At 59.2% G+C, this 20,914-nt stretch carries 15 protein-coding genes and 1 pseudogene; 6 read left to right on the forward strand and 10 right to left on the reverse strand.

The window, feature by feature from the left end; all coding sequences use genetic code 11:
* The coding region (locus tag KSY82_RS07450; RefSeq protein ID WP_217752377.1) for a transposase at positions 1 to 1,071 on the forward strand (1,071 nt) is incomplete at its 5' end.
* Positions 1,072 to 1,177: 106 nt separating this feature from the next.
* On the opposite strand, the gene nifJ is transcribed toward KSY82_RS07450, so the two are convergent.
* Together nifJ and KSY82_RS07460 are read right to left on the reverse strand one after the other, a co-directional pair.
* Positions 1,178 to 4,717 carry a pyruvate:ferredoxin (flavodoxin) oxidoreductase gene (gene nifJ / locus KSY82_RS07455; protein ID WP_217750797.1) on the reverse strand — a complete coding sequence of 1,180 codons (3,540 nt, stop codon included), beginning with the start codon at positions 4,715 to 4,717 and terminating at the stop codon, positions 1,178 to 1,180.
* A gap of 451 nt (positions 4,718 to 5,168) precedes the next feature.
* Entirely contained in the window at positions 5,169 to 5,642 is a 474-nt protein-coding gene (locus KSY82_RS07460; RefSeq protein ID WP_217750799.1) for an FHA domain-containing protein, read from the reverse strand.
* Between the two features lie 516 nt (positions 5,643 to 6,158).
* Between KSY82_RS07460 and KSY82_RS07465 the strand changes: the two genes are divergently transcribed.
* The 3 genes from KSY82_RS07465 (at position 6,159) to KSY82_RS07475 (ending at position 8,100) form a co-directional block, all read left to right on the forward strand.
* Entirely contained in the window at positions 6,159 to 7,517 is a 1,359-nt protein-coding gene (locus tag KSY82_RS07465; protein WP_082421808.1) for a radical SAM/SPASM domain-containing protein, read from the forward strand.
* A gap of 169 nt (positions 7,518 to 7,686) precedes the next feature.
* On the forward strand, positions 7,687 to 7,890 hold the full coding sequence (locus KSY82_RS07470) for a hypothetical protein (protein ID WP_124785779.1): 204 nt from the start codon (positions 7,687 to 7,689) through the stop codon (positions 7,888 to 7,890).
* A 30-nt stretch (positions 7,891 to 7,920) separates the two neighbouring features.
* Positions 7,921 to 8,100 carry a hypothetical protein gene (locus KSY82_RS07475; protein ID WP_147324165.1) on the forward strand — a complete coding sequence of 60 codons (180 nt, stop codon included), beginning with the start codon at positions 7,921 to 7,923 and terminating at the stop codon, positions 8,098 to 8,100.
* Between the two features lie 886 nt (positions 8,101 to 8,986).
* Here KSY82_RS07475 and KSY82_RS07480 read toward each other — a convergent pair.
* The 7 genes and pseudogenes from KSY82_RS07480 to KSY82_RS07510 all read right to left on the reverse strand — a co-directional run bounded on the left by KSY82_RS07480 (position 8,987) and on the right by KSY82_RS07510 (position 16,770).
* A complete protein-coding gene (locus tag KSY82_RS07480; RefSeq protein WP_198019888.1) occupies positions 8,987 to 10,615 on the reverse strand; it encodes an ATP-binding cassette domain-containing protein in 1,629 nt (542 codons plus the stop codon).
* A 695-nt stretch (positions 10,616 to 11,310) separates the two neighbouring features.
* A pseudogene (locus KSY82_RS10575) lies at positions 11,311 to 11,580 on the reverse strand (methyltransferase); the annotation flags it as partial.
* A 417-nt stretch (positions 11,581 to 11,997) separates the two neighbouring features.
* Entirely contained in the window at positions 11,998 to 12,843 is an 846-nt protein-coding gene (locus KSY82_RS07490) for an FHA domain-containing protein (RefSeq protein ID WP_217750800.1), read from the reverse strand.
* A gap of 3 nt (positions 12,844 to 12,846) precedes the next feature.
* Entirely contained in the window at positions 12,847 to 14,691 is a 1,845-nt protein-coding gene (locus KSY82_RS07495; protein ID WP_217750802.1) for a serine/threonine protein kinase, read from the reverse strand.
* Entirely contained in the window at positions 14,688 to 15,593 is a 906-nt protein-coding gene (locus tag KSY82_RS07500; protein WP_217750803.1) for a hypothetical protein, read from the reverse strand. Before KSY82_RS07500 ends, KSY82_RS07495 begins: the two co-directional genes overlap by 4 nt.
* Before the next feature lie 246 nt (positions 15,594 to 15,839).
* Positions 15,840 to 16,436: a recombination mediator RecR gene (gene recR, locus KSY82_RS07505; RefSeq protein ID WP_006235173.1), complete on the reverse strand. Its 597-nt coding sequence runs from the start codon at positions 16,434 to 16,436 to the stop codon at positions 15,840 to 15,842.
* A 13-nt stretch (positions 16,437 to 16,449) separates the two neighbouring features.
* Positions 16,450 to 16,770 (reverse strand): YbaB/EbfC family nucleoid-associated protein, encoded by a 321-nt coding sequence (locus tag KSY82_RS07510; RefSeq protein ID WP_006235174.1) that lies wholly within the window; start codon positions 16,768 to 16,770, stop codon positions 16,450 to 16,452.
* Positions 16,771 to 17,094: 324 nt separating this feature from the next.
* Between KSY82_RS07510 and KSY82_RS07515 the strand changes: the two genes are divergently transcribed.
* On the forward strand, positions 17,095 to 17,568 hold the full coding sequence (locus KSY82_RS07515) for a hypothetical protein (RefSeq protein ID WP_117746470.1): 474 nt from the start codon (positions 17,095 to 17,097) through the stop codon (positions 17,566 to 17,568).
* Between the two features lie 21 nt (positions 17,569 to 17,589).
* On the opposite strand, the gene dnaX is transcribed toward KSY82_RS07515, so the two are convergent.
* Positions 17,590 to 20,067 (reverse strand): DNA polymerase III subunit gamma/tau, encoded by a 2,478-nt coding sequence (gene dnaX / locus KSY82_RS07520; protein WP_117746471.1) that lies wholly within the window; start codon positions 20,065 to 20,067, stop codon positions 17,590 to 17,592.
* Between the two features lie 116 nt (positions 20,068 to 20,183).
* Between dnaX and KSY82_RS07525 the strand changes: the two genes are divergently transcribed.
* Positions 20,184 to 20,900, forward strand: a complete 717-nt coding sequence (locus KSY82_RS07525) for a hypothetical protein (RefSeq protein ID WP_117746472.1) — start codon at positions 20,184 to 20,186, stop codon at positions 20,898 to 20,900.
* Positions 20,901 to 20,914: the final 14 nt, after the last annotated feature.

Consider the following 20,914-nt stretch of genomic DNA (forward strand, 5'->3'; position numbering starts at 1 on the left):
GAGGGGACGTCGTCCTACGGGGCGGGCCTCACCAGGCACCTCGCGTCGCTGGGGATGCCCGTGCGCGAGGCGCTCTCCCCGGCGAGGACGCAGAGGAGGCGCCCGGGGCAGGGAAAGTGCGACGAGGCGGACGCGGAGAGGGCCGCCCGCGCGGCGATGTCCGGCTCAAGGCTCGGGACCCCCAAGAGCCAGGACGGGTGGGTCGACGGGGTGCGCTGCATGCTCGCGGCGCGCTCCGGGGCGGTGAAGGCGCGGACCTCGGCGATCAACACCGCGAGGTCGCTGCTCACCACCGCGCCGGAGGGGCTCAGGTCGAGGTTCCGCGGCATGGGAGGGCCGAGGCTGATGGAGGAGCTCCCCTCCGTGCGCGCCGAGGGCGCGCTGGCGGACCTGTGGGCGGCGGCGCGCGACGCGGCGCTCGACATGGAGCGCGCGATCGAGGCGTCCCTGGAGGAGAACTGCCCCGCGCTGCTGGCGATGTACGGGTGCGGGCCCGTGAGCGCGGCCAAGCTCGCGGTCGCGGCCGGGGACAACCCGGGCAGGCTGCGCTCCGAGGCGTCGTTCGCGGCGATATGCGGCGCCTGCCCCATCCCCGCCTCGAGCGGCAAGACCGTGAGGCACAGGCTCAACAGGGGCGGCGACCGGCAGGCGAACAGCGCGCTGCACGAGATCGCGAGGCAGAGGGTCATGCGCGGCCCCGAGACCGCCGAGTACGCCGAGAGGGCGAGGGCGCGGGGAAAGAGCGACAGGGAGGTCATGAGGTGCCTCAAGCGCTACGTGGCCAGGGAGGCGTACCGGGCGCTGATGCGCCCGCACGAGATCAGGAGGCCCGAGGACGCCTCGGAGCTCGTGGCGGCCAGGCGCGCGGCGAGGGTCAGCCAGGTGAGGGCGGCGTCCATACTGGGCACCAGCGAGAAGTACATCTCGATGCTGGAGAGGGGCCAAAGGGAGCTCAAGCCCATAAGGAGGGCCTACGAGGCATGGGTCGAGGCCGGACTTCCGCTCGATTGGGACAGGCAAGCCTTCGAGGCCGAGCGCAAAATGGATTCTAAAAAACACCTTGCCAAATAGGAGCGTCAGGACGAAAGAACCCCCGCCGCACGTAGTGCGCAGCGGGGGTTCTTTCATGTCCGAGGACGTCCGCGAAGGTCAGCCCTCAGATCCTGCGGTGGGAGACCTAGGCCTCGTTATACACCGTTTTGAGCTTCAGCAGGTGCTGATAGCGGTCCATAGCAGCCTGCTCATTCTCCTTGAAGAGCTCCTCGGCGCGCTCGGGGAAGGAACGCGTCAGCGAAGCGTAACGGGCCTCGTTCATCAGGAACTCCTGATAACCGCCCGCGGGCTCCTTGGAATCGAGCGAGAACTTCTTGCCGGCAGCAGCCTCGGGGTTGAAGCGGAAGAGGTTCCAGTAACCGCACTCGACAGCCTTCTTCATCTCGGCCTGGCAGTTCTGCATGCCGCCCTTCTTGATGGAGTGCATCTCGCAGGGGCTGTAGCCGATGATGAGGGACGGGCCGTCGTAGGCCTCGGCCTCGTGAATGGCCTTGAGGGTCTGAGCCGGGTTGGCGCCCATGGCGACCTGCGCCACGTAGACGTAGCCGTAGCTCATGGCAATCTCGGCCAGAGACTTCTTCTTGGTCACCTTACCGGCAGCGGCGAACTGAGCGACCTGGCCCAGGTTCGAGGCCTTGGAGGCCTGACCGCCGGTGTTGGAGTAGACCTCGGTGTCGAAGACGAAGACGTTGACGTTGTGGCCGGAAGCCAGGACGTGGTCCAGGCCACCGAAGCCGATGTCGTAGGCCCAGCCGTCGCCGCCGAAGATCCAGAAGGACTTCTTGGTGAGGTAAGCCTTGTCGGCGAGGATCGCCTTGGAAGCGTCGCAGCCGCACTTCTCGAGCTCGGCAACGTAGGCAGCGGCAGCGGTCTTGGAGGCCTCGGCGTCGTTGACGGAGTCGATCCAAGCCTGGCCGGCGGCCTTGAGCTCATCGGACGGACCATCGGCAGCGATGATGTCCTGGGTAGCGGCGATCAGCTTGTGCTGAACGGCCTCATAGCCAACGGCCATGCCCAGACCGTGCTCGGCATTGTCCTCGAACAGGGAGTTATTCCACGCCGGGCCGTGACCGTCCTTGTCCTTGCAGTAAGGAGCGGTGGCAGCGGGGTTGCCCCAAATGGAGGAGCAGCCGGTGGCGTTGGAAATGAACATGCGGTCGCCGGCGACCTGGGTCACCAGACGTGCATAGGCGGTCTCGGCGCAGCCGGCGCAGGAGCCGGAGAACTCCAGGTAGGGCTGCTTAAACTGGCTGCCCTTGACGTTGGCCGCGATGAGCTCCTTCTTCTCGGAGACGTTCTCGACCATGTAGTCCCAAACGGGCTGCTGGTCCATCTCCTGCTCGGTGGGAACCATCTCGAGGGCGCCCTTGGGGCAGACCTTGACGCAGTTGGTGCAGCCCATGCAGTCGAGCGGGGACACAGCCATGGTGAACTTCATGCCCTTGGCCTTGGGGCCCATGGCGTCGAGCGTGCGGGTAGCCTCGGGCGCGGCGGCAGCCTCGTCCTCGGTCATCGCGAACGGACGGATGGTGGCATGCGGGCACACGTAGGCGCACTGGTTGCACTGGATGCACTTGGTCTCGTCCCAGTGGGGAACGACTACGGCGACGCCGCGTTTCTCGTATGCGGAGGCGCCCAGCTCAAACTGGCCGTCGGCGCAATCGACGAAGGCGGAAACAGGCAGGCTGTCGCCGTCCATGCGATCGATGGGCTCGAGCAGGCTCTTGACCTGCTGGGCGATGGCGGACTTGGTCTCCTCGGAGAGCTCGACGGGAGCGGCATCCTCGGCGGTAGCCCAGTCGGCCGGAACCTCGAACTTACGGAAGGCGGTAGCGCCGGCATCGATGGCCTTGTGGTTGGCGTCGACGATAGCCTGGCCCTTCTTCATGTAGGACTTGGTAGCCGCGTCCTTCATGTACTGCAGGGCGTCCTCGGCGGGCAGGACCTTGGCCAGCGCGAAGAAGGCGGACTGGAGCACCGTGTTGGTGCGCTTGCCCATGCCGACCTTAGCGGCCAGGTCGATAGCGTCGATCAGGTAGACGTTGACGTTGTTGTTCGCGATGTAGCGCTTGGCCACGGCGGGCATGTGCTCGGCGAACTCCTCGTCGCTCCACTGGCAGTTGACCAGGAAGGTGCCACCCGGCTTGACGTCGCGGACCATCTTGAAGCCCTTGACGATGTAGCTGGGGTTGTGGCAGGCGACAAAGTCGGCCTTGGTCACGTAGTACGGCGAACGGATCGGGGAATCACCAAAGCGCAGGTGCGAAACGGTGACGCCGCCGGTCTTCTTGGAGTCGTACTGGAAGTAGGCCTGAACGTACTTGTCGGTGTGATCGCCGATGATCTTGATCGAGTTCTTGTTGGCGCCGACGGTACCGTCGCCACCCAGACCCCAGAACTTGCACTCGATGGTGCCGGGGGCTGCGGTGTTGGGCGCATCCTCGGCCTCGGGCAGGCTCAGGTTGGTCACGTCATCGACAATGCCGATGGTGAACTCGCGCTTGGGCTCGTCCTTCTTGAGCTCCTCGAAGACAGCGAACGCGGACGCGGGAGGCGTGTCCTTGCTGCCCAGGCCATAACGGCCGCCGACGACCTTGATGCCCGTCTTGCCGGCCTCGTAGAGAGCGGAGACGACGTCCTGGTAGAGCGGCTCGCCGATGGAACCCGGCTCCTTGGTACGGTCCATGACGGCGATCTTCTGGACGGTCTCGGGGAGAACGTCGACGAAGTGCTTGATGGAGAACGGACGGAACAGACGAACCTTGACCAGGCCGACCTTCTCGCCGTGAGCGTTGAGGTAGTCGATGACTTCCTCGAGCACGTCGCAGAAGGAGCCCATGCACACGACGACGCGGTCGGCATCGGGAGCGCCGTAGTAGTTGAACAGGCCGTAATCGGTGCCGAGCTTCTCGTTGATCTTCTTCATGTAGCCCTCGACGACGGCGGGAAGCTCGTCGTAGACCTTGTTGCAGGCCTCGCGGTTCTGGAAGAAGATGTCGCCGTTCTCGTGGCTGCCGCGGGTGTGCGGGTGCTCAGGGTTGAGCGCGTGGTCGCGGAAAGCCTGGACGGCGTCCATGTCGCACATCTCGGCCAGATCCTTGTAGTCCCACATGGCGACCTTCTGGATCTCGTGGCTGGTGCGGAAGCCGTCGAAGAAGTTAAGGAACGGGGTCTTACCCTCGATGGCGGCAAGGTGAGCCACCGGCGAGAGGTCCATGACCTCCTGGACGTTACCCTCGGCGAGCATGGCGAAGCCGGTCTGACGACAGGCCATGACGTCGGAGTGATCGCCAAAAATGTTCAGGGCGTGGGAAGCGACGCAACGCGCGGAGACGTGGAAGACGCCCGGGAGCTGCTCGCCCGCGATCTTGTACATGTTCGGGATCATCAGGAGCAAACCCTGAGAAGCCGTGTAGGTGGTGGTCAGAGCACCGGCGCCCAGCGAACCGTGAACGGTACCGGCTGCACCTGCCTCGGACTCCATCTCGACGACCTTGACCGGGGTGCCGAAGATGTTCTTGCGACCCTGGGCCGCCCACTGGTCGACATGGTCGGCCATCGGGCTGGACGGCGTAATGGGATAGATTCCCGCTACCTCGGTGTACGCATACGAAACATATGCGGCCGCCTCGTTGCCGTCCATAGACTTAAACTTACGCGCCATATACCCCTCTCCTCTCATATAGGTATACAGGCCCCGGCGATCGCCGGGATGTTGGCGTGATGGGATTTACGCTGTTGCTTCCAATCATCTGGCAGGCAGGCTCAGCAGCAGGTACGTGGCGTGGAGAGAAGACATGCCGAGGCGAGGGGCAGCTGATGCGCCCCACAGACCCGACCGCCCGTCTTGCACATGACCGAGCGCCGCAAAGGCCGCATGCCGGATGCTCCCGGGCACGCCCCGGCGATGGGAAGCGCCCGCAACGGAAATCCGCATGCGGGTTTATTGTACCCCGCCGTTAAGTGTAATTTCGACAAATATAGGCGGGCGGTAAAGGTTTACCTCGGGTGACCGCCAAAGGCCAGAATGGTCCCTCCATCCCCGGACGACTGGCTCTGACGCGCCAAGGAGTGTCCCCAAGTACCGGCAGGAAAGGAACGTCCCTAACTGCCGGCTAGAGGGCGCCGAGCAGGATGGCGTAGGTGGTGGATTCGTCGAGTTTGAGCTCGTCGCCGGGGTTGAGCTGGGCGGAGCGGCCGGGCTCTACTTGAATACACACACTCGTGACCCCGTTTACCACCACGGTGCCGTTAGTGGACGACAGGTCCTCGACAAACCATGCGCCAGACTCGTCGCACCAGATATGGGCATGGCGGGCCGAGACGTCGTCGGTGATGCCGCCCTCCCCCGTTGCCAGCGCGCCGATCTCAACGCCTTCCTCACTCGGCTGAATCCAGCGCGGGACGCTCACCACGTAGCCGTTTTGCACGCACAGCAGTCCCAGCGGATGCGCCGGCGCGACCTCGTGCTCGCCCGCGACCGAAGATGTGCTCAGCGAGCGCGGCGTCGACGTGTCGCCGCCACGGGTCGCATGAGCGCGGCGGCTCGCCCGACTTGGAACTAAGGCGGGCGTGAGAGCAAACGGCATAGGGAACGAATCTTGCGGATGTACTCCTCGACGTCAGGCAGGTAAGCCCCACGAAGTCACCGGGGAGGCCCAAGCGGCCCGGCACCACTTCCAGATTCTGACCAGGGCGAGTCGTTCGCCGGTGGCTGAAGGCTCGCTCCCACCCAAAAGGGGAGATTCGCGTTGTTCCCCAATCGCTCTCGCATCTTTCATTTTGCTCGAGGTGGGCTATAAAAACTTTCCTGGTGAAAGGCGGCGATTGGTTTCCTTTCTTTCTAGAGGAGCGCGCCTGTAATCTGTTTTCATCCTAAATCAAGTTAAGATCGGACCTTCCAGAGGCAAGTCGACTCAAACTGCGAGGCTCCATGTTGGAATAAAGAGCGCTGTCGAAGTGCCAACAACACAAAGCTTGCCAGTCTCAAATAGAACCTTTTGGGAGTCCGATTGGGCCGCACACCGAATCCCCGCTGGTGGTTTTTTATAGCTGCGCAACAATAAACAAGGTTAGTGCCAGTCCAGCATGAAATTGAGGAACGTATGCATTTTTTCTCAGTAAGTGATCGTCGTTACTGCTTCGATGAGGTCACTCGCAATTGCTTTCAGGTTGACCAAGCATCAGAAGATGCGCTTCGCATATTTGAAGCATCGGGAAGAACGGTCAACTCGAAGTTGCTAACAAAGTCACTTGCTGCGAAAGGCTACGACCAAACGACCATAGCAGAACTTGAAGACGACATTGATGAGTATCAACGATTGTCTGAGCGGACTTTCTTAACAAAAGACACGCCTCGAAAACTTAGATCCATCGAACTCCACGTTTCACATGCATGCAACCTTGGTTGTAGTTACTGTTTTGCCGGTAAAGGAGATTATGGAACGTCTCCTCTGCTGATGACAGACGAGATAGCCTTCAAGGCGGTCGACTACCTCGTCGCAAGTTCATCGGAAAACGAAACGCTTGCGATCGTCTTTTTTGGTGGGGAACCCATGATTAACGAGCCGCTGATATGGAAAACGGTCGACTATTCAAAAAGAATATACCCCAATAGAAACTTTACCTATTCTATTACGACCAACGGAACGCTTTTGAATGACACTGCTGTGAATTCTTTCAAGGAGCACGGGTTTTCTGTTCTGATTAGTCTCGATGGTACAGGATGCAAGCACGATGCATCGCGCCCGTACAAGACGGGAGGCGGCTCTTTCTCCGATATCGACAAAAACGTTCGTCGTTTTTCCGAGTCGTTCCCCTTCGGCGCAAGAGCGACCTTAACAAATAATAACTGTAACCTTGTTGAAGACTATCTTCAGTTTAAAGAGATGGGCTTCAGAAGGATTTACTTCTCGCCCGTGAGCTCATTCGATGAGAATATCAAACTCGACGAACACTCATTAAACAAAATCAGGGCGGGCCTAATAGATTTGGCGGATCAATATCTCAAACAGATTGATCAAGGGGAAAAGCCCTTGTTTAGAACATTGAAAACTGCAGTTGATTTGATTATGAGCAACAGGATCGCCTTTGTCGGATGCGGGGCTGGCAGGCGTTTTATTTCCGTGACTCCCGAAGGGGACGTATACCCCTGTCACAGGTTTGTCGGGATGATGCGATTCAAAATGGGCAACATCGTCACCGGAATTGACGAAACTAGGTATATTGAAAACTGGAGTCAGGGTGTCGAAAAAAGAATTGACTGTACGGACTGTTGGGCTCGGTCTTTCTGTGGTGGGGGCTGTAGCTGGGAGGCTGCAGACGAGCACGGCTACTTGCCCAAGAGTCTACACCCTGCATCATGTGAATATAGAAAAATGTGCTACGAGATGGCTTTTGACCTTATTTCCCGCCACTCATCTTCGCAGGAGAAAAATCAACGAGAAGCTACTGTATCGGAATAAGCGGTTCAGCGCATTGCTGTCACCATTGTGGAGGTGTTCGTTCTTCTGATTACCGTCTGCGAAGCTTATTGCTACGTTCGCCGAAACCATTCTAGAAATATGGTGAACTAGACATCTTGGTTTGTTATACACAATATTGAGGTTTTTCTGCACTCAAAGGGAGGTAGTCGTGAAGCATATTCATCCGATTAATCCAGGAAGTGGCGACGAGGCAGGCGTGAAGCCGATGTCTTTTGACTGCCTCTTGGGCATTACTGACATCTGTACTGTTTATGATAAAGCAGATGGCTGTGGTGCATACGATTACTGCGACTATGACATGGATGGCGGCAGCATCTGCGTTGTAGATCACTGTGGCATTGATCAAACGTAGTCTCTAATTGGATTAAGGTGAGGAGCTGTTATGAAGCATATCCATCCTGTTGGTTCAAATGAACATCCTCCCGTTGAGCCTTGTTGTCTTGGAGTTGATATATGCAATTTTTACGACATCGCCGAGTGCCCTGTTGCGGATTGGTGCTATGTCGATAAAGAATCAAGCTGTGTTTTGCCAGCAGATTGGTGCGATCCAGTTGACGAGTAGTTTTGTGGCTAGGAACTATTTGGTCCAATTCAGAATAAGATGGGAACAAATACCAAAATCTCGTGTCTGGGAGGAGTTATGCCATTATTGCAAGGTCTCGTTGGATTAGCCTTTATACTTGCGTTATATCTGGCACCTTTTTTAATTCTATTCTTCATTATCCGACTCTTTCTTCGGAGAAAATAGGAGTGTCACGCAAACATTAGCGTAGCTTTCTTCCAATATGAGCCGAGCATTGGCAAGTGGAATAAGAAGCCCGACCGTTCGCCACATGAAAGTGATCGGACGGGCTTCTCTATTTAACCCGGGCCGCCACCCATAGCGGCTTTCCAAGCGTATTCTCAGTGCAAAGCAATCGTCAGTTTAATCCTATGCGCTGATACCGCATTTCATTTGTTCGGCTCGAATTCTACGGCCTGGCAGCCCTCGCACTCTCCGGCAAATGGATTGAACGCGAAGGCAGAGATGATGTGTGCGTGGACATCGAGGCTGCTGTAGGCAACATACTGGGACATGGACCCCCGCTGCGCGTGGTATGCGGCCCGGCATATTCATTGCCGTCCAACCCCGTGTAGTTGCAGCAAAGGGTGGAACCTCAATGCTCAGCTCATGTTGTCCGTGGGACACGAGAATCGTAAGTACACTTTGGTGCGATTCTCACGCTGATACTGAGCCACCTGGAATAAGATACGTCGCGACAACACTTCGCTTCACCTCTGTCTCGACAAGATGACGTAGACTAAAGTTTCCTTTAGTAAGAGAACGAGAACTATATCTGAAAGCGTTGCGATGGCGTGAAGGCACCGAGTCCGAACCGCCTGAATGCTACGTGCATCTGCATCGCCTTTTTGTTATCTCTGCCAGTTGGGTAGCACTACACTTGTCATCATTTACCCTGGTACATGCTGCCTAAATCCACTACCCCTTCTACCGCGCCGACCATCTCGTCATCGTGAGAGACAACGATGATCAGCTGGCTTTGCTTGTTGCGCTTAACATAGGCCGCAAGCTCGGCGCGGCTTACAGCGTCTAACCCAGTCGTGGGCTCGTCGAGTACCAAAACTGACGACTTGCGTGAAATCGCCGACCATAAGTACACTCGGCGCAGCTCACCGCCCGAAAGCGCGGAGCAACGTTTCCCGAGCAACTCCTTCACGCTGTTTTCCAGCGAAAGTAGGCCATCTACACCCCGGTGATAGGAAGAAAAGGGCGTGTCGAAATACTCTAACAGCTCTTTCACCGTTTCGTCCGGCGCGAAGCACGACTGTGGGCAGCACGATATCTCTCTCGCACGTATGTAATCCAAGTCGCATTCTTCGATTGGCACGCCGTTGTATTTTACTTTGCCTTTCGATGAGTATAGCCCGAGTATCAAGTAAAGAAGTGACGTCTTGCCTCTTCCGTTTTCCCCAACTATGCAATATGTACCAGGACCGGAAAACTTGAAAGAAAACCCGCCGAGGACCTCTCGGACAGATCCGTCTGGAAGGGCAACCGAGAATTCCAAATCAGATACCGAAATGTCATTTATTTCATCGAGTTTAGCTAAATCGGTCCGATTCCACCCCGATCTCTCCTTTTCTCTCGTCGCGATAGCCGTCCTATCCCATGATGCTTTGGCATCTTGATAGGATTTGAACAATGACATCATACTTTTCAAAGTCTTAAAGAGAACCGCGAAGTATGTACCGATGATAGTGTACTCGCCTATTGACATAGTTCCGTTAATGATTCGTACTCCGGAAACAACAAGTATCACCGCTTGAAACAACGCTGCGAAAAGACCATCGAGCGATGTCAGAGAATATGATAGCTTTCCGGAGCGCAAAACTTTGGGAAAATAGCTCTTAAACCCAGCGTCGAGCGCTTGTTCGCTCTTGCCGTACGAAGATGTCAGTTGAATGTTGAGAATCTGATTAAGCTGCGATGCAATTGCGGCGTAAAAGGCGCTGTCCGCCTCTTTCTTCTCATACGTGACCCTATACAAAAGTTTCCTCAACCCAGTAATTACACAGAAATACACGATGAGGAGAATGATGGAAAACACCGCGAGAGTTGAATCAATTGACCATATGATAAGCAATACGATGGGAATGGCTACAATGGACAGCGGCGCACTGATAAAATTCGCCAAAACGAAGGATGAGACCACGCTGGAGTCGGAAATAATCCGTTGCGTTGTATAGGCTGGATCGATGGTCCGACTCACCAAGTAATCGTCTCTTTCAAAACGCAAGACGGCCTCCCTGAGAAGATCAAAGGAAAGTCTCGTGGTTATGCGAATGGAAAGTGTTCCTGCAAAATAAGTAAAGAGGGTGGAGAAAACTCCTATTGACGCAACCAGGAGCGCGAAGAGTACGGCGTCTCTTTCGCTGCGGTTACCGAGAAGAAAATCTAAGAATTTCCCGTTCACGTATGGCATGGCATAGGAGAGAGCGGTTCCAATCACCGTGATAGCAATGAAGACGAAAGCCCCTTTTGCTCTGATGAACCTCGAGAGAACGCATCGAATCAAGGAAGGCCCCAATCTACCCGCCACAAAACATCAATCACTGATACCTTACACCTCAACACAACAGGAGCGAAGATTTGCCAATGAGACTGCTTTAAGATTGCCTTGGGCCAATACGATCTCAAGCTCTTCCTACAAGAGAGTCGGAATCGGACATCTCCTCCGACGAACCTGGCAATCGGGCGGTTGAAATATCTTTTTCAACCGCCCGATTGCCACAATAGATTTGAGCATCCGCCCACAAACGTCCGCGTTTTATACCCATCAAATCCTTTGCCTTTTGTCGTCTAGACTAGAAAAATCGCTCGAAATAACGCAACCGGCCTGCTCGCTTGAAGAAACCTAAGCCCGTAACGTAGATGTGCAAACTTCCGAAACGCCTTGCGCGGCATAGTGCGTATAAACTTCGTCAACCGCCTCAGAAATATCTGAGTATCGCGCCGGGTCAAAAGCATACGATGTCGCAGCTATACCCTGCACCCATTCGGAACGCGGATTAATTGAATAGCCACACAGCATCATCATACATGCATCTAGACCTGATTTCCCAAGTATCCGACGTATTGATGAGAGCATCGCGGGTCGCCCCTGCACCATCGTCGTCACCCCTATTAGCAGTATTTACCGTTTTTCTCTAAATGCGTATCGCCACCCTTAAGAATACGAAGTGTTTTATCCAGACCCGATTGTCCTCCATCTCAAACGAAGGGATAAGGAATCTCATCCGGAATCGGCAGTAACGGAGGATTCACAACGACAAGCGAAAAACATGAGTCATCTCTCAGAGGGGAGTAAAGGCTCCCCTCAAGCACCCTAGTTTCGTCATCCAAAGAGTTGATGGCAGTGTTTTTCTTACAAAGGTCGACAACAAAAGGGTTGATTTCTACAGATGTTACATCCATGCCACAGTTGGTAAGTATCAGGCCCTGTATTCTGGGGCCAGAACACAAATCGAGAGCCTTCCGTGCGCTCTGCGGTGTAAGGCGCCAATCTCAGCAAATCTGTCCCACAATACTGCGCTGAAGAACAAGACGGAACCCCTGAGCCAAACTCCCCTATACCTTATTAAGGCTAAGACAGGCAAGTTCACGCACCCGGCATATTCCAGAATAACATCCTATTGTTTTAGATGCTCTACAAGCATGAACAGCCGCGAATCGGAAAGATCTTCTAGTTTCGCCCCGACTGACCGCCAAGGGCCAAAATGGCCCCTCCATCCCCGGGCGACTGGCTCTGGCGCGCCGAGGAGTGTCCCCAAGTGCCGGCAGAAAAGGAACGTCCCTATCTGCCGGCTAGAGGGCACCGAAGAGAATGGCGTAGGTAGTGGATTCGCCGAGCTTGAGCTCGTCGCCGGGATTGAGCTGGGCGGAACGGCCGGGCTCGACCTAAATGCAGACGCGCGTGGCCCCGTTTACCACCACGGTTCCGTTGGTGGACGACAAGTCCTCGACATGCCAGATATTTTGAGCATCGCACCAGATATGGGCATGGCGGGCCGAGACATCGTCGCCGACGTCGGTAATATCGCCCTCACCAGTGGCCAGCGCGCCAATCTCAACACCCTGCTCACTCGGCTGAATCCAGCGCGGGGCGCTCACGACAAAACTGTTTTGTACGCGCAGCAAGCCCAAGGGGTGCGCCGGGGCGGGTTCGCGTTCGCCCGCGGTCATCGACATGCCAAGCGAACGCGGCGTGGATGTGCCTCCGCCACAGGTCGCGTGCGCGTAGTCGATGGCATAGTTCACCGAGGACCGCACATCCGCCGAACAACCGACGGCGACAAACAGCACCAGCACGGCCTCGGCGCGCTCGGCGGGCATGAGTTCCGCCGCCTGGGACAGGCGATCGAGCGCGTTGCGATAGAGATTCGTGTCCTGGTGGCACTCTTCGAGCGCGCGTACCATCGGTTCACCTGCAGGACCGCACACCATATTGATCACAGCCGTGGAGTCCATGGGATTGCGCTGGCGCAGGGCCAGTTGCGACATAATACGCGCAGCCGAGGTACCGTATTCGGCAAAGTAGCGCTGCTGAAGCGTGCCGACCGGCGCGCGAACGATAAAGCGGGAAACCCAAGAGCGATCGGCGGCTCGGCTCTGCGGGCTGCGGCCGTCGGCGAGCGGACGGGACGAAAGCACCAAGCCGCACAGCTCGATATGGCTCAGATGCGCCGCGCGCTTAAAGATGTCAAACATGGCCCCGCATGGGGTGAGCTCAACTTGAGATGCCATGACCTAGGCCTCCTTGGTCGTAGAAATAGAATCGGACGATACTTCGACAGGTCCGCCAAAAGTACGGGCAGCTGCGGCTCCACCGGCAAGCGGAGTCGCCATCTGGGCTTTTGTGCGTCGCGGTGCCGAAACGGGAAGTTCAAAGGCAAAGCCCATCGCAAGCAAAAACCACGTAAGCGTATAGGTTGCAACCAGAGCGGCAACAAGGCCACCCGTCACGGCGCGTTGGGAAAATACGCTACATGCAGCCACAACCAGCACCGGAACCTCGCAGGCAGAAAGCGCAAGCACACCCTGCAGGAACCCCGAGCGCCGATTGCGCGCAAATGCCCCCGTGACAACGCCGGCTATGCCTGGCAGCGCCAACGCCAGTGCGGCAATAATACCCGGTAGCGACCCAGACCACACGAGCGATCCCAAAGTCGCCGTCACGCGAGCGCCCGACGCCAGCAGCGCGGCCGAAACCACGACCACAGCCCAAACCACGCTGCAAACGACCGCCGCACCGATCATCGCCGCGCGACGAACCGCGCGGCCAGACGCATCCATGGGGCACGGCGTGAGCGGCTCGCCGCGGAGCGAACGACCGACATTTTGCGCATAGTGGTCACAAAACGCCGAGAGCGCCGCCTCGACCGCTGCCGGCTCGGGACGATCTTTTTGATGGCTGGACAGACAGGCCATCACCACGTCGAACAGCTGGGCATCGACAAACGCCAGCGCATCGCGTAGCTCTTCGGAATCCGGCTCAAGCCCTAGCTGCTGGGCCTGCTCGGCCGCAGCGAGCGCCACATCGGGCTCACGACGAAGCAGCTGAGTCAAATCACAACCGGGCGCATGGGCACCAATGGGATAGTCGGGCCGCGTGTCCATCTTGAGACGGTAGGGGCTCGCGATGTCGCGCGTCTTTTTGCGCGAACCCGAGGCGCCCGAAGTGCTCGGCGCGGCTTCGTATGGCGCGACGCCGGCAATGAGCTCGTAAACCGTGCTTGCCGCGGCATAGACGTCAATCGCCGGCGACATACGTAAAGCGCGCAGGTCGGGAATATCGTCGGTGAGCATCTCGGGCGGGGCATAGGCAACCGTCGCGCGACGCAGCGTGGCATAGCGCTCGGTAAAGGATGCCTTGCCGCCGGTACCGGCCACGGCCGACGCAGGCTCAAGCGCCAGCGACGAGCCAAAGTCGATCAGGCACAGGTCAAAGGTGCCCTCGGCAAGCTGCCGGTCAAGCGGTAGACGCGCCGTGCGCACCATAATATTAGCGGGCGAGATATCGCGATGGACAAAGCCCTCGCCCACCAGGCTCATACGGCAGAGCAGATCGAACAGGTCGCGACCCAGACGCGCCGCCACAAGCGGCGACAGGCGTCCGGCATCGTCCACGGCAAGTCGCGAACGCAAGCGGGCAAGCGTCTCGCCCTCGACCCATTCCATGACAATTGCAGGCACACCGTCGACCTCGCCCCAGCCATAGAGGCGGGGAAAGCCCTTAAGGCCCGAAAGGGCGCGATGGCATTCGTATTCCTCGCGAAACGCCGCCTTGAACTTGGCGACCAGCGCCTCGTGAGCGGCATCGTCGTCAAACTCATCGCGCGTCGGCAAGATGAGCTGTTTGAGTGCCACGGCCTCGCCTTGGGCGTTGACGGCACGCGTCACGCGGCCGATACCGCCACGGCGCATGGTGGCATCGTCGGCAAACAGCATCGTAAAACGACGCAGATAGGCAGGCAGTTCGTCCTGGCCGAGCGCAATGGCCGGCTCAAACCCGTCGACACGCGCCAGGCGCAGACCGACCATGGGATCGCGACCGAGCGATTGTGGTGTGGTGGATGCAAGATCGGTCATCATAGGGCAAGCGCCGCCACGTTATTGTTGAAGTTACCGAGCGCGACGTCATCATCGCCGTAATGGCCGACCCATTGACATAGGTTGGTGTAACAGCCCCACAGATTGGCATACTGCTGATACCACTTTGACCGGGGCGAGAATGTCTGACGACCAAACTCGGCTCGAATGACAAACATCTCCCCGACCAGGCTGTCGCACGGCCTGGGATCTCCCGTAGAGTTATAGGTCGAGACCACGTCATTGGCACGAGAAACATAGCCGTCGAGCATGTTGTACTTGGTCACAAGCCAACTGTGAATGCTCTCTTCCTCAGCAGCGGAAAGGCCACCGGAGTTTGCATCGTTGTCAGCGTTGCCGCCCGTCGAGCCGCCGTTTCCAGACCCTCCGGTAGAGGAACCCGACCCAGAGCCGCCGCCCGAACTCGACGAATCCGAGCCGGAGCCAGAAGTATCCGAGCTACCGGGCTTTCCGGACTGCTGGGCGTCCTGTTCCTTTTGCTGCTCGACCTTATTCACCGTTGCCGCCACGCTATTGTTGGACAACCGATCGATGATCTTGGTGTTGGTGAGCACGATGGTCTTGCCGTTGGCAAGCGTGATCTCGTTGTCCGGCGCATCGGCGCCGTCCGCATCGTCGGTGCCAAACACAATATGCCCGACCACACTTGCCCAAGCATATCCAGTCGTGGTGCCCAGATCGCTTTTGACCTCATGCCCCACGCGCGGTTCGCGTGCGGCATGCGCCTGCATCATGGACGGCACGGTCATGCCATAGGCAGAAACGCCAGCTATGACCAGCACCAGCGAGCACGATAGCAGTGCGTACGCCCGCGGCGCCAAGCCCAGTCGGCGTCGTATGCGCACCGCGGCGCCGCGCTTTGTCTGAGTGCCACCGGGCCGCATGCGTTCTCCTCCAACAAAAACACGCCGCTCGGGAGCGGCGCATTCATTCGAATCCATATTTGAGTGTATCAGCGAACCCAAAAGGTTGCGCAACGAATGAGCAAATTAAGGATGCGAGCGGAAGCATCCATGCGATAAGCGGATACGAAGCATCTTTGTTGCACAACAAACTCACAGTCGCACGGGGAAATTATGACTACCCCGTGCGACTGTGAGGAAAACATACGGCAGGAGCAGGCTCGCCACCTAAATCGCGCGACGGGCCTCGATGGCGCGGCCAAGCGTAAGCTCGTCGGCATACTCCAAGTCGCCGCCCACGGGAAGGCCGCTTGCCAGACGCGACACCTCGACGCCCAACGGCTTGATGGTACGGGCCAGATAGCTCGCCGTGGTCTCGCCCTCAATATTGGGGTTGGTGGCGATGATGACCTCGTGGATGTCCTCGTGGCCCAAGCGTGCCAGCAGCTCTCGAATGTGCAGCTGCTCGGGGCCAATCTTGTCCATGGGACTGATCACGCCGCCCAATACGTGGTAGAGGCCGTGGTAGCTGCCCGTGCGCTCGATCGCCTGGACATCGCGCGGCTCGCCCACCACGCAAATGCGAGTGGTATCGCGCATCGGGTCCTGGCAGATGGAGCACTCGTCGGCCGTGGCGTAGTTAAAGCAGCGGCTGCAAAAGTGGACCTCCTGCTTGACCTCCAGGATGGCCTCGGCCAGGCGGCGCGCCTCCTCGGCGTCGGCCTCCAACAGGTAATAGGCGATGCGCTGGGCCGACTTGGGACCAATGCCCGGCAGACGGCCCAGCTCATCGAGCAGTTTTTGCAGACTGTGGTTGGCACTCATATATATGCGTGTCTTAGAACGGCATGCCCGGGATGTTGAGGCCGCCGGTGATGGCGCCCATCTGCTTGTTGGCGAGCTCGTTGACGCCGCGGACGGCCTCGTTGACGGCAGCCATGATCATATCCTGCAGCATATCGACGTCCTCGGGATCGAGCGCATCGGGATCGATGGTGAGGTTGACGAGCTCCATCTCGCCGTTAACGGTCACCTTGACCATGCCGCCGCCGGCAGAGGCGTCGACGGTCTGGGACTTGAGGTTCTCCTGCGCGGCGGCAAGCTGCTCCTGCATCTTGCGAGCCTGCTTCATCATCTGCTGCATGTTCATACCGGCCATGATGGCTCCTTTACGTGCGGCCGCACGCCGAGCTGCAAGGGCAGCCGGAGCACGGCGGGACTTTCAAACTCAAAAATCGTACCACGGCGCGCGGCGAGAGAGCGGGGCGGACGTGTTACCTCAGTCGATATACATGCCCTCCAATACAAACCGCACTCAAAGATTATGCAAGGTTGCATAATATCGCACACTCAATCTAGTAGAGCCGAATCCGGCATTTCATGTGCGCCACTAAATAGCTAAATGCCGAACCGCTGCTCGAGGCGGCGCACATGGCGGCAGGGTATAATTTGATTGCCATAGATAGTAATTTGGAGGTGCCCCATGAATGCCCCCAACGCGCTCCAAAACATCCGCTCAAAACACCCCGTTGCATATGTGGTTCTCTATCTCTTTGTCGGCTGGGCATTGCTGGTTGTCATCACCCATGCCATAGCTTTTGGAGCAGAACTGCTGATAGCCAGCTCGGACCAGCCCGTCGTCAAATGGGAGACGACCGATGAGTGCACCGACGGAACCCGAACCGTCTACTACAACAGCCCGTCCCTCTATCAAGAGTTCAAGGTCAAGATAAAGGACTTCAAGATTGTCGATGCCGAGCTAGGCGTTTATTTGGCAATCGGAGCAACCATTAACGCCGAGCAAGTCGAGTACACGGACAGCCATGCGACGTATCGCATCGACCTCAGCATCCTAGGCCGACCGTCACGCACCTGTCTGCTCGAATGCGAGATACGCGGCACCACACTACACATGTCCGAAATACAGATGCGCCCGGACAAGGGGTCCTCTTCTTGAGCAGTATACCCGCCTGCGCAGCTACTCCACCGGCTTGAAGATGGTGGCCTGGCCAAAGACGCTGCGGATGAGGGCCTTGGCCTCGTCCTCGGTCTGCGGGATGCTCGGGGCTGCGCCCTGATGGCCGAAGGGGCTGCCAGCACCGGGATTGGATTCCCAGGGAGCGGCGGGGACGTCGTCGTTTGCAGAGGCTGCGGGTGCCACAGCAGCGGCCTTGGTCGCGGACGCCGCACCCGGCACGTCGAACGGGGGCAGATCGTCCCCGCCGGCATCGGCAGCAAAACCACCGACCATAGCATCGTCGTAGGGCACCTGCTCGGATTCCCATGGCGCAGCCTGCGCAGGCGGCTGAGCCATGGGGACGGACGCGCGCTCGGGCGCTCGGGGCGCGGGCTCGGTCGGGAGCTTGCCCGTGGCAGGAGCACCGGCAGGGTTGTCGGAGCGCAGCCAAGGGGCCTTAGCCAGGTCGGATGACTTGGGCGCAGGCGCGGCAGCGGACTTGGGCGCGGGGATCGGAGCAGCCGGTTTGGGCGCAGCGGGTTCAGGCGCCGACGGGGTCGGTGCCGCTACCGGCGCCGCTTTTGGCTGCGTCGCGCTGGCGCTCGAGGATGCAGGGGGCACCGAGGACACGGGTTGCGGGTCCGCAGATACCGCAGCCCGTGCAGATGGAGAATGCTCCTCATGTTGAGGAGCCGGCGTGCCACCCCCATCCAGGACATAGTCGACGGTACGACGACCGAAGACCGCGCAGACCGTCGGCAGGACCACCGACTGCGTATCGGCGCGACCGAGCATCTTGATGGCAAAAGTCGAACCCGCGGGGAACGAGACCGTGAGCTTGGAGCCGTCGTCGGCCGTGGCGCGGGCGTTGAGCAAAAGCCCTGCGTAGGAGGCCTGACGAGCCTTGACGCGCTCGACGACCTCGGCCCATTTGCGCTGGAGCTCGCCGGCGTCCTCAACCGCGGGGGTCTCGGCAGCACCGGCGGCGGCAACCTGGGCGGCGTTGTTGGGCTTGGACACCGACACGGTCGATGCAGCAGGCGCGGAAGCCGGAGCCGCAACGGGCTGAGGTGCAGGCGTTACAGGTCTGGGCGCCGGCGCAGGAGCCGCGGACTTGGTCGCAGGCTGGGCAGCCGGAACAGCAGCGCCGCGGTCCCAAGGCATACCGCCCTGGCGCGCGGACGTAGCAGCGGGGGCAGCGGATGCCGCCGGAGCGGCAGCACGAGCGCCCGAAATGAGCGTCGGCTGTTGGGCAGCAGCGGGTACGGATGCTGCAGGCGCGGCGGCCTGAGCAGCAGCCACGCTCGCCGGCACGGCGCCGTTGGCAATCATGGCCTCCAGGCGTGCCACGCGCTCGGCCAATGCCTCAATCGTTAAATCGGCCTCGGGACGCGCCAGACGCGTGCAGGCAATCTCGAGCACCAGGCGCACGTCGCTCGCGCCCCTCATCTCCAGTGCGGCATCGTCGAGCACCGTCAGCACGCGGGCCAGGCGGTCGGCAGGATGCTCGCCAAAGGCAGCGGCCTCGGCAGCAAGTGCCTCGGCCTGCTCGGAGCCGCCCTCAAACAGCTCGGCACGGGCACCGGCAACGCAGGCAACGTACACGTCGCGCACATGCGCCACCAGGTCGCGCGTCAGCTCCAGCAGGTCATTGCCCTCCTCGACCTGCGCACGGATCAGTCCATAGAGCTCGGCAACATCGCGATCGGCAATGGCGCGGGAAAACTCGCCCAGAATCTGGTCCGAAACCTCGCCCAAAAGCGAGCGGGCGTCGTCCGCATGCACAGAACCGTTGCCAAAGACGCTCAGCTGCTCCAGCGTGGAAAGCGCGTCGCGCATACCGCCCTTGGCATGGCGCGCCACAATGGCGAGTGCCTCGTCGTCGTAATCGAAGCCCTCCTGCTCGCACACGTAAGACAGGCGATGCTCGATATCCTCGTTGCCGATGCGGTGGAAATCGAAGCGCTGGCAGCGTGAGAGAATGGTCTCCAGAATCTTTTGCGGGTCGGTGGTGCACAGCACAAAGATCACGTGTGCCGGCGGCTCCTCAAGCGTCTTGAGCAGCGCGTTGAACGCCGCCGTCGTGAGCATGTGGACCTCGTCGATGATATAAATCTTGTACTTGCCGCGCACTGGGGCAAAGTTGACGGAGTTGATGATCTCCTCGCGCACGTTGTCCACGCCGGTACGGCTTGCGGCATCGAGCTCGTAGACATCGGGGTGGTTACCCTCGGCAATGAGCTCGCACTCCTCGCAAGTACCGTCGGGCATGCAGCCGCTTGCACCCTCGGCGCGCGCCGCCTCGGCATTGCGGCACAGCAGCGCCTTGGCCAGAATGCGCGCCATGGTGGTCTTGCCCGTGCCGCGCGGTCCGCAGAACAGGTAGGCGTGGGACAGGCGCCCCTCGGTGATGGCGTGCTCGAGCGTCGAGACGATATGCTGCTGGCCCACCACGGAGTCAAAGGTGAGCGGGCGATACTTTCGGTACAACGATTCCATGGGTGCTCCCCCGGGTATACTGAGTCTTGTTGCCGCGGCGGCCATGCGGTCGCACGGCATACTGCATTCCATAATAACCCGTACGGCGAGCCCGCCGCGATAGGAGTCCAAAGAGCATGGCAGACGCAGAGAGCAACCTCGTTCCCTCCGAAGCAGCCGACCAGGTCGAGGTCGCGCTCGAGGAGCAGGCCGCAGCCGATGACGGCATCCTGTACCTCAACGAGTACCAGTACGAAAACGACCTGGTCACCGACTTCGCCCGCCTGGTCGCCTCGCCCAGGCGTCGCGGCTCGCTGTATGTCGCCGCGGCAGTTGCCGCGCTCATCGGCATCGGCATGCTGGTGGCCGGCGGCAGCTGGATCAAGTTCGGCGTCGTGTTGATCGTGTTCGGCGCCTTTTTGGCCTGGTGGAGCAAGAACCTGCACCACACGCTCGCCCGCGACTTTATCGACGCCGTCGAGGCCGACGAGTCCATGGGTGGCCGCTATCGCCGCGTCGCCGCCAACGAGGACGGCCTGATGGTTTGGGGCAAGAGCGGCAAGTCGCAGTTCTTCCCGTTTGACAAGCTCGACCACGTACTCGACGGCGAGCGCATCTTTGTGGCCATGTTCGCCGACCAGGGCGTGACGATCCCCAAGGACACCTTCGTCCGTGGCGATGCCGAGCAGTTCGGTCCCTTCCTCAAGGCCCGCATCAACAAAAAACTCCGCATCGAGACCAAGAAGAAGAAAATGAAGGCCGAGAAGGCCGCCGCCGAGGCCAAGCAGGGCGACAAGCCCCAGGAGACCAAGGGCAAGCAGCGCAAGCAGAAGAAGAACAAGAAGAAGCGCTAGGCCGGACGCAGGGT

The organism is Collinsella aerofaciens (genome assembly GCF_019131995.1).
GTDB lineage: Bacteria > Actinomycetota > Coriobacteriia > Coriobacteriales > Coriobacteriaceae > Collinsella > Collinsella aerofaciens_S.